This window comes from Anabaenopsis tanganyikae CS-531, assembly GCF_029891675.1.
Lineage (GTDB): Bacteria > Cyanobacteriota > Cyanobacteriia > Cyanobacteriales > Nostocaceae > Anabaenopsis > Anabaenopsis arnoldii.
The window spans coordinates 1-9,305 of sequence record NZ_JANQDF010000029.1 but is presented as its reverse complement, the minus strand read 5'-3'; the positions used below and the strand labels follow the sequence as shown (position 1 = coordinate 9,305).

Annotated in this window: 9 protein-coding genes; 2 read left to right on the top strand and 7 right to left on the bottom strand. The window is 43.0% G+C overall.

Annotation, left to right across the window (positions count from 1 at the left end; translation table 11 throughout):
* On the top strand, positions 1–1,018 hold a 1,018-nt coding region (locus NWP22_RS02820), incomplete at its 5' end, for a WD40 repeat domain-containing protein (protein WP_280801487.1).
* Positions 1,019–1,122: 104 nt separating this feature from the next.
* Here the strand turns inward: NWP22_RS02820 and gcvP are convergent.
* From gcvP to gcvT, 3 genes are all read right to left on the bottom strand, one after another.
* Positions 1,123–4,047: an aminomethyl-transferring glycine dehydrogenase gene (gcvP, locus tag NWP22_RS02815; RefSeq protein ID WP_425332603.1), complete on the bottom strand. Its 2,925-nt coding sequence runs from the start codon at positions 4,045–4,047 to the stop codon at positions 1,123–1,125.
* 80 nt (positions 4,048–4,127) lie between these two features.
* Positions 4,128–4,517, bottom strand: coding sequence for a glycine cleavage system protein GcvH (gcvH, locus tag NWP22_RS02810; protein ID WP_271730529.1), 390 nt, complete (start codon positions 4,515–4,517; stop codon positions 4,128–4,130).
* Between the two features lie 219 nt (positions 4,518–4,736).
* Entirely contained in the window at positions 4,737–5,873 is a 1,137-nt protein-coding gene (gcvT, locus tag NWP22_RS02805; protein WP_280801486.1) for a glycine cleavage system aminomethyltransferase GcvT, read from the bottom strand.
* 139 nt (positions 5,874–6,012) lie between these two features.
* Here gcvT and NWP22_RS02800 point away from each other — a divergent pair, with 139 nt between their 5' ends.
* Positions 6,013–6,507, top strand: a complete 495-nt coding sequence (locus NWP22_RS02800) for a pentapeptide repeat-containing protein (protein WP_271730591.1) — start codon at positions 6,013–6,015, stop codon at positions 6,505–6,507.
* 96 nt (positions 6,508–6,603) lie between these two features.
* Here NWP22_RS02800 and NWP22_RS02795 read toward each other — a convergent pair whose 3' ends face one another.
* From NWP22_RS02795 to NWP22_RS02780, 4 genes are read right to left on the bottom strand one after another with little or no spacing between them, the layout of a single operon-like run.
* Positions 6,604–8,304, bottom strand: a complete 1,701-nt coding sequence (locus NWP22_RS02795) for a restriction endonuclease subunit S (RefSeq protein ID WP_280801485.1) — start codon at positions 8,302–8,304, stop codon at positions 6,604–6,606.
* On the bottom strand, positions 8,301–8,723 hold the full coding sequence (locus NWP22_RS02790; protein WP_271730534.1) for a PIN domain-containing protein: 423 nt from the start codon (positions 8,721–8,723) through the stop codon (positions 8,301–8,303). Before NWP22_RS02790 ends, NWP22_RS02795 begins: the two co-directional genes overlap by 4 nt.
* The gene (locus NWP22_RS02785) at positions 8,707–8,931 is read right to left on the bottom strand and encodes a hypothetical protein (protein WP_271730536.1); all 225 of its coding nucleotides are present in this window, start codon (positions 8,929–8,931) and stop codon (positions 8,707–8,709) included. The genes NWP22_RS02790 and NWP22_RS02785 overlap by 17 nt, the downstream gene beginning before the upstream one ends.
* Positions 8,932–8,973: 42 nt before the next feature.
* Positions 8,974–9,246 carry a hypothetical protein gene (locus tag NWP22_RS02780; RefSeq protein WP_280801483.1) on the bottom strand — a complete coding sequence of 91 codons (273 nt, stop codon included), beginning with the start codon at positions 9,244–9,246 and terminating at the stop codon, positions 8,974–8,976.
* Positions 9,247–9,305 lie beyond the last annotated feature (59 nt).

Genomic DNA, 9,305 nt, shown 5'->3' with positions numbered 1-9,305 from the left:
CACCATCAAACTGTGGGATGTGGCCACCGGGGGGGAAATCGCCTCCCTCAATGGACATACAGATAACGTTAACTCAGTAGCCTTCAGCCCCGATGGTTGTACCTTAGCTTCCGGTGCAGATGATCAAACCATCAAACTGTGGGATGTGGTAACCCAGCGGCGAATCGCCTCCCTCAGCGGACATACAGATAAAGTTAACTCAGTAGCCTTCAGCCCCGATGGTCGCACCTTAGCTTCCGGTGGAGATGATCAAACCATCAAACTGTGGGATGTGTTAAGCCAGCGGCGAATCGCCTCCCTCATCGGACATTCAGATAACGTTAGTTCAGTAGCCTTCAGCCCCGATGGTGGCACCTTAGCCTCTGGGAGTTGGGAGACTATCAAACTGTGGGATGTCGCCACCAGGTTGGAAATCGCCTCCCTCACGGAGGGCGTTAGTTCAGTAGTATTTAGCCCCGATGGTCGCACCTTAGCCTCTGGTGGTTATGAAACCGTCAAACTGTGGGATGTATCCACCCTACGGGAAATAACCTCCCTCAAGGGACATTCAGATGACGTTAATTCAGTAGCATTTAGCCCCGATGGTCGCACCTTAGCCTCTGGTGGTTATGAAACCATCAAACTGTGGGATGTATCCACCCTAAGGGAAATCACTTCCCTCATCGGACATTCATATGGGGTTAACTCAGTAGCCTTCAGCCCCAGCAATGGTCACATTTTAGCCTCCTCGGGTAGTGAGGATGAAACCATCAAATTGTGGGATGCTGTCAACAGGGGGGAAATAGCCTCCATCACTCGAGGTTCAGTTGGCGTTGGTTCAGTAGCATTTAGCCCCGATGGTCGCACCTTAGCCTCTGGTGTGGATAACATCAAACTGTGGGATGTCGCCACCCTACAGGAAATCACCTCCCTCACGGGACATTCAAATTACGTTAATTCAGTAGCATTTAGCCCCGATAGTCGCACCTTAGCCTCTGGCGATCGGGATGGAAGCATCAAGATTTGGCAACGGCGTTAATAGAGATATCCCCGACTTCTCAGTGTCATTTTATGCAGTAGCCATAAATCTGAATAGAAGTCGGGGATATGAGAGTCAGGAGCGGTGATTAACCACCCATGACCTTACTGATAAGCATCCATAGGTAAACAAGCACAAACAAAATGGCGATCGCCAAAAGCCGAGTCAACCCTCCCCACACTAGGCCAGAACTTATATTCACGAGTCCAGGGACCAGGGTAAGCAGCTTGTTCACGGGAATAGCCATGATTCCAGAGTCCCGCAATCAAACTGTGAGCCGTATGGGGTGCATTTTTGAGCGGATTATCTTGCAGATCCATCTGGCCAGATTCAATAGCAGATATTTCTCCCCGGATAGCAATCAACGCCTCACAGAACCGATCTAACTCTGCGCGAGATTCGCTTTCTGTGGGTTCCACCATCATAGTACCCGCCACAGGCCAAGACACAGTAGGCGCATGGAAACCATAATCAATCAGCCGCTTGGCGATATCATCAACTTCGATCAGCGCCGACTTTTTCACCCCCCGTAAATCTAAAATACACTCATGGGCGACAAAATCATTTTTGCCCTTATACAGCACCGGATAGTAAGACTTTAAGCGGTGGGCGATATAATTAGCATTGAGAATTGCCACCTTAGTCGCCTGGGTCAAACCCTCAGACCCCATCATAGTAATGTACATCCAAGAGATAACTAAAATACTAGCACTACCCCAGGGCGCAGCAGCCACCGCCCCAATTTGAGCATCGCCAGAGGGTATAACCGGGTGTCCAGGGAGGAAAGGGACAAGATGTTGAGCCACACCAATCGGTCCCATACCAGGGCCACCGCCACCATGAGGAATACAGAAAGTTTTATGCAGATTTAAATGACAGACATCCGCCCCAATATCTCCAGGGCGACAAATACCCACTTGGGCATTCATATTCGCCCCATCCATATACACTTGTCCACCGTGATGATGAATAATGGCGCAGATTTCCTGAATCCCTTCCTCAAACACACCATGAGTGGAAGGATAGGTGACCATTAAAGCCGCCAGTTGATCCCCGTATTTAGCCGCCTTGGTTTGCAAATCATCCAGGTCAATATTACCCAAAGCATCACAAGCAACTGGGATCACCTTCATCCCACACATCACCGCACTGGCGGGATTAGTTCCGTGGGCGGACTCAGGAATTAAACAAATATTACGGTGTCCTTCCCCCCGACTGTGGTGATATTGACGAATTACCAAAAGTCCTGTATACTCACCCTGAGAACCGGCATTAGGTTGTAAAGAAATTCCCGCAAAACCTGTAATTTCCGCTAACCAGGTTTCCAGTTGCTGAAAGAGGATTTGATAACCCCTGGTTTGTGCAACCGGCGCGAAGGGATGAATCTTAGCGAACTCCTCCCAAGTAACGGGGATCATCTCTGCGGTAGCATTCAGTTTCATGGTACAAGAACCCAAGGGAATCATGGATGTAGTTAAAGATAAATCCTTGGTTTCTAGCTGATGCAGATAACGTAATAACTCAGTTTCGGAGTGATAGCGGTTAAACACCGGATGAGTTAGATAACTGCTGGTGCGCTCCAATAACAGATGAGAATAGGAATCAGAAGTTAAATCTTCTAGAGTAAAGGGTAAGTCATCGCTGAGAGCGAAAATCTGCCACAGATCAATTAAATCTTCTGGGGTAGTAGTTTCATCTAGGGAAATACCCACAGATGTAGGATCAAAAACCCGGAGATTAATCTTTCTGGCTTGACAAGCTTGCAGAATTGGTGTAAGTGATTGTGCGCCTAACTCTACGCGCAGGGTATCAAAGAAATATTCAGAACTAATCCTGTAACCCAGCCGCTTTAGTCCTGCAGCTAAAATCACAGTTAACTGGTGAATGCTACAGGCAATATTTTTAATACCATCTCCACCATGATATACAGCATACATACTGGCCATGACTGCCAATAACACCTGGGCAGTACAGATATTACTAGTTGCTTTTTCCCGCCGTATATGCTGTTCCCGGGTTTGTAAAGCCAGACGTAAAGCCCGCTGACCGTGAGCATCTTTTGACACTCCCACAATGCGCCCCGGAACCTGGCGCTTATACTGTTCTTTGGTAGCGAAGTATGCCGCATGGGGTCCCCCGAACCCCAGAGGAATACCAAAACGTTGAGTACTACCCACCGCAATATCAGCACCCAATTCTCCGGGTGGTGTCAATAAAGTTAAACTTAAAGGGTCTGCTGCTACCGTCACCAATGCACCCTGAGCATGGGCTTTTTCAATAAAAGCGCGGTAGTCGTAAATTGTGCCATCAGTAGCAGGATATTGCAGAATTGCCCCAAAAATCCCTTGGGTAAAATCTTGGCGATGATCACCGATAATGATTTCAATCCCCAAGGGTTGAGCACGAGTTTTCAACACCTCGATAGTTTGGGGATGACAGTTGTCAGAGACAAAATAAGCATGGGCTTGATTTTTGCACACCCCATAACTCAGACTCATGGCTTCAGCTGCTGCGGTCGCTTCATCCAGTAAGGAAGCGTTAGCAATTTCCAAACCTGTGAGGTCAATAATCATTGTCTGGAAATTGAGCAGGGCTTCCAGTCGTCCCTGGGCGATTTCTGGCTGATAGGGGGTGTAAGCTGTATACCAACCCGGATTTTCTAGAATATTGCGCTGAATCACCGGGGGGGTAATACAGTCATAATATCCAGTACCGATGTATGAACGCCACACCTGATTTTTAGCGGCAATTTGTTTTAATTTAGCCAGGGCGGTATATTCACCCTGTGCTGGTGGTAATTTGAGCTTTTTTTGTAGGCGAATACCGGGGGGTACTGTGTGATTAATCAGTGAATCCAGAGTTTCTAAACCCAATACCTCCAGCATTTCTTGGATTTCTTGGGAGTCGGGGCCAATGTGCCGTTCTGGGAAATTAGTTAACTTTGAACTGCTTTGACTAATTATTTCACTAATTATTTCACTAATTATGGGTTCATGGCTGGATTGGGGAATAGGTGGGTAACTTACCACAAGTTGAACTCCAAACGTAACTACTTCATATTTTGCAACAAATATTCAAATATGTAGGGACAAGTCCCTACATATCTCATCTACTCCCCTTCTACCAGGGCGCGGTACTCATCAGCGCTCAAAGCATCCAGTACCTCATCGGGATCATTAACACGCACTTTTAACAACCAGGCTTCGCCATAGGGGTCTTCTGCTACTTCTTCGGGAGACTCAAGTAAAATCTCATTGCGTTCTATGACTGTACCGGTAACTGGTGAATTGAGGTCTTCAACGGCTTTGACAGATTCAATGGTGCCAAAAGTTTCTCCCTTGGTTACTAGGTCACCAATGTCTGGTAATTCCAAAAAGACAACATCACCCATTTGGTCTATAGCAAATTCAGTAATACCAATGGTGCCAATTTCTCCATCTAGCCGCACGTATTCGTGAGTATCCTGGTATTTCAAATCCTGCGGATATTCAAAAGACATTTTAGTTTTTTCCTTCCATCTCAAAATAGTTAGCGCCCACAGTTCCCTCAGTTATGGTCGGTCATGATCGCGTTTCCTGATTATATGAGGTCTACCATAGTTACCTTTTCCCTGGTTTAGGGGTCGGGTATGGGTTACGCAAGCGGTAGCTATCGGTATACCTACTCAACCAAGAAATGCCATAACCATAATTTAAATTGAGTAACTCAAAACACATTATCAGTTAGTGAGACGATTTTGGGAGCGATAAAACGGACGTTTGACTACAACACCCCGGTAATTCTTACCACGTATATCTACTTCTAACTGTTCACCCACCTTTGTTAATTGAGTAGGAACATAGGCTAAGGCTATAGGATAGCCTAATGTGGGGGATAAAGTCCCGCTGGTAATCTCGCCCACAACCTCACCTGCTGATAGAATGGGGTAGCCATGGCGCGCAATATTCCGCCCTGACATTTGTAAGCCGATTAACCGCTTCTGCACTCCCTGGGCTTTTTGTTGTGCTAAAATTTCTCTACCGATGAAATCATCTTTACTGTCAAGGTGAACTAGCCATCCTAAACCCGCTTCTAGGGGGGTGGTGGTGTCGTCAATATCTTGACCATAAAGCGCCATCGCTGCTTCTAGTCTTAGGGTGTCTCTAGCACCTAGTCCGCAAGGGGTAACGCCGGTTTGATGCAGTCTTTGCCACAATTCTATACCCTCATCTGCATCTAGCATGACCTCAAAACCATCTTCCCCGGTGTAACCGGTGCGGGCGATAAATGCGGGTTTACCCAGTAGAGTTGTTTGGAGATGACCAAAGGGTTTAATAGGTTGTAGGTCTGCTTGTACTAAGCTCTGAAGATGTTTAACGGCCTCTGGTCCTTGGATGGCAATTAATACTTTTGACTGTGACAGGTCTTGAAATTCTACCTGATTTTGGTCCAGTTGCTGTAATAGCCATGCTTTATCTTTATCTGTCGTGGCTGCATTGACGATTAGTACAGCCTTTTGTGTGCCGGTGCTGTCCTCACCTTGATAGTATATAATAATGTCGTCAATAATTCCTCCCTGGGGATTGAGTAAGACTGTGTATTGTGCTTCACCTGGTTTTAGTCGGTTTAGGTCTGAGGGTACTAAGGGCTGAAGTTGGTTAATTAGGTGTTTACCTTGAAGGGTGAATTTACCCATGTGGGAGATATCGAACATCCCCGCAGTGGTTCTCACAGCTTCATGTTCCCCGCTAATACCAGTAAATTGTACAGGCATTTCCCAACCGCCAAAGCTGGTAAAACGGGCTTTGAGTTCTGCACTTAGTTGATATAACGGGGTTCGCCTTAAGGATGGGGTGATGTCTTGTTGATGAGCCACAGGTATTTATGCGATCGCAGGTCATTATATATCCTAGGGTACGCTCTATAGTTATGGCTCAGGCTAGCCGGGGTTAATCACCGTCAGTAAGCTGTAATAGTGAATAATATAATTGTTGAGATTTGTTAACAAAAAAATGATTAAGTATTGGCAACTACTGGCTAGTTTGGTTTTAGTTACCTTTGTGTTTTTCTTCCCCGTCTCCGCTCAAGCTGCTAGTTCTTCTAGTATTACCCGTTCTGTGGGTGAGGAAGTAGGGGTAAAAGATTACTCTGGTCAAGATTTGGTGGGGACTGAGTTTACCAATGTGGTTTTAAAGAAGACTAATTTTAGTAATACGAATTTCCGCGGCGGTGTGTTCAATGGCTCTTTGTTAGAGGGGGTAAATCTCCATGGTGCAGATTTTAGCGATGGTATAGCCTATTTGACTAAGTTTAAAGGTGCTGATTTAACCGATGCTGTATTTACCAATGCGATGATGTTACGTTCTATCTTTGAGAATGTGGACATCACCGGGGCTGATTTTACCGATGCGATTTTAGATGGACCGGAAATTAAAAAACTGTGCGCTCAAGCTAGTGGGGTGAATCCTCAAACTGGTGTAGATACTCGCGAATCTCTCCAATGTAAGTAATAATACAGTATATTACTTTTAATTCAGAGATATAAGTTAGAAGCCAGGGGTTAAAACCCCTGTTTAGATGTATTTAAGTTCATTAATTCCCTGGTGCTAATTTAGCAATACTTGCTTTGCTGCAACTTCCATCAGCTTTTCTCTGCTTTCTCTCCCTTGTTTTAATTTGGCTTCTAGGCGATCGCACAGGGACATCAGGCGATCGCACTTCTCTACAATCCGTTTTTGTTCTGCAAGGGGTGGGAGGGGGAATATAAAATTTTTAATTGATTTTACACCGACATTAGCTTGGGTAGTCTTGTTTGTATACCTTTCAATTTCTTTTTTGACAAGATTAGATAGAGAATAATAAAATGAATACTTAGGTTCTATAAAGCTATGAAAGTTTTTTACAACAGCACATGAATAGGAAGCCAAAAAATCAATGTCAGTTTCAACTAGCCTATTTTCACCAATTGTTCCATATCTAGGAAAAATAATATCTCCTAGTGACGGTTGTATTTTCTTTTTCAGAGTCTCAAAATCTTCTTGTGAAATTTTCTTGGCCTTTGAAAAATCTATGGCGTTACCTTTTATAAAGTCTTTAGGAGACACATAAGGTATGCCTTCCTTAGTCTCTGCTGGCATTTTATGGTCTACATCACCGATACATAATGCAATATCATTCCATCTACACCAAATCCAATTTTCAGGTAATTGATAAACTTTATCCTCCTCTTTAACTGAGCTTAAATCCTCTTGTTTGCGAATTTTTTTAGCTTCTATTAGCTTTTTCTTTTGAGCTTTTATCTTTTTGATTAAAGTCTGAGCAGGTTCATCATTTGGATCTTGTCTTACAAGCTTACCCATGACAGCCAATTGCAAAATCGCCTGACGTAGTTTAGGAATGGTTTCAGGGACACTGTAGAGTAAATCAAAATTATTACAAATGCGTTCCCAATGGTGGCGGAAATCATCGGGATTTTGTGAGGAGAGGAGTTGAGCGATCGCACCTTCATTCATCCTCACAATACTATCTTGCTTTTGTTTGTGCTGTTTTTCGATTTCGTCGCACAGGGACATCAGGCGATCGCACTTCTCTACAATCCTTTTTTGTTCCGCAAGGGGTGGGAGGGGTACAGGAATGCTTTCACATCTACTTTTATTGAGGTAAGAAATGGTAGTAGATGTGGCAGTAGATTCTAAAAAATTTTTTTGGCTTTGGATGAGGTAGGCAATATATTCAGAACATAATCCCTTTGGAATAACAAAACCATGAATTTGCTGATTAGTAACCACATCTTGTTCAATAACTGCAACCAAACCAAAACGCCCCACACAACTCATTAGTACACTACCTTGCGGAATAATACGAGCGTTATATTTAATAATCTCTTCTTTTGATAAACCTAAACCAGAGTGATTATTAAGTAAATTTATCCCCTTATCATCAAAGTTAGATAAAGTAATCCAAGGAAATTCGCCAGAAAAGGATTTTGGTTTATCTCGATTAGGAACAATTGATCCGCAAATAACACCAATCCTAGTTAAAACCCATTCGCTTGGAATTTTATAAGGAATATCATTTAAATTAATGGGTATAAGTTTATCTGATTTAAAAAAAACTTTATTTTGAATCATCTGCTGTTTTTCTAATTTAATCCTCTCCAACAACACCGCAGCAGGTTCATCATTTGGATCTTGTCTTACAAGCTTACCCATGACAGCCAATTGCAAAATCAACTCCCGCAACTTAGCTGTTGCATTTGGCGCATCAGTCAACAAATCAAAATTTGTAAAAAAAGTATCTACTTTCATTTAAACGGATTCACAATTTCTAATTTATTATCTACCAATAACCCATGGTGCATATCTTCAGAATAGAGAATACTTGCTCCCCCAGCTAAAGCACAAGCAACAATTAAACTATCCCAAAAAGAGAAATTATACCTACTCCTAAGATTAGAAGAGTTCACAAAAATATCACGATTAAATGTAATTATGTGATAACCCTGATAAAATGCCTCTATTAACTGTTTTATTTTTTGCTCAGTAAAAGAAGATTTTTTAATGAGATTAAGACATACTTCATTAATAACTTGTGTACTAATGATTACCCCTTCACCATTGACTAAACCACAAGCTATATGGCGTTTGTTAATGTATTCATGATTTGCCAGGGCATAAATCCAGATATTAGAATCTAGAAAATGTCCATTCTCATGAATTGCGCTCATAAATCTCCTCTCGTGTCAAAGGTGGCCATTCAAACTCAACCGGATGCTCCATCAGTTCAGCAATAATATCTACTGCTGCTGTTCTTCTAGCTTTTTTCATCACAATTACTTTTACAGACTCTCCATCTAGTTCTCCTTGATAAATTTCAGGAATTTGAATTACACCATCTTTGACAATACCTTGAAATTCTACTACTTCCATCTGCATAATCTCATCTCCAGAGATTTTAAGATATTTTGTTTCTATCTATTATTCTATAGTTTGATCAACTTGATCATTCAAAGCTGACATCAACTCAAATTTTAACTTACCGCGCACATCACCCAACTCAGCCATGAGTTTGTGATACTCTGCTAACATTTCATCTAAATCAGCCTGTGCTACATCAACTTGGTGGGGATTCTTAATATCTAGGTTGTAATTATTCGCCTTTAAATCAGTAATAGGACTTACGCAACTGGCACAGGCGATCGCTACGCAGAGCTTGCATCTGTGTGTAGCAATCGCTAAATGAAAGCACATTGGTATTATATAAGTGATGTCAATGGCACGGGGGGATGCCTAGTGCAGTTGATAGTAGA

Bases quoted from the DNA above. Each gene is read 5' to 3' on its own strand.
- gcvH (WP_271730529.1), bottom strand. From the start codon at position 4,517: ATGTCTTTTGAATATCCGCAGGATTTGAAATACCAGGATACTCACGAA.
- NWP22_RS02790 (WP_271730534.1), bottom strand. From the start codon at position 8,723: ATGAGCGCAATTCATGAGAATGGACATTTTCTAGATTCTAATATCTGG.
- NWP22_RS02785 (WP_271730536.1), bottom strand. From the start codon at position 8,931: ATGCAGATGGAAGTAGTAGAATTTCAAGGTATTGTCAAAGATGGTGTA.
- NWP22_RS02780 (WP_280801483.1), bottom strand. From the start codon at position 9,246: ATGTGCTTTCATTTAGCGATTGCTACACACAGATGCAAGCTCTGCGTA.
- NWP22_RS02795 (WP_280801485.1), bottom strand. From the start codon at position 8,304: ATGAAAGTAGATACTTTTTTTACAAATTTTGATTTGTTGACTGATGCG.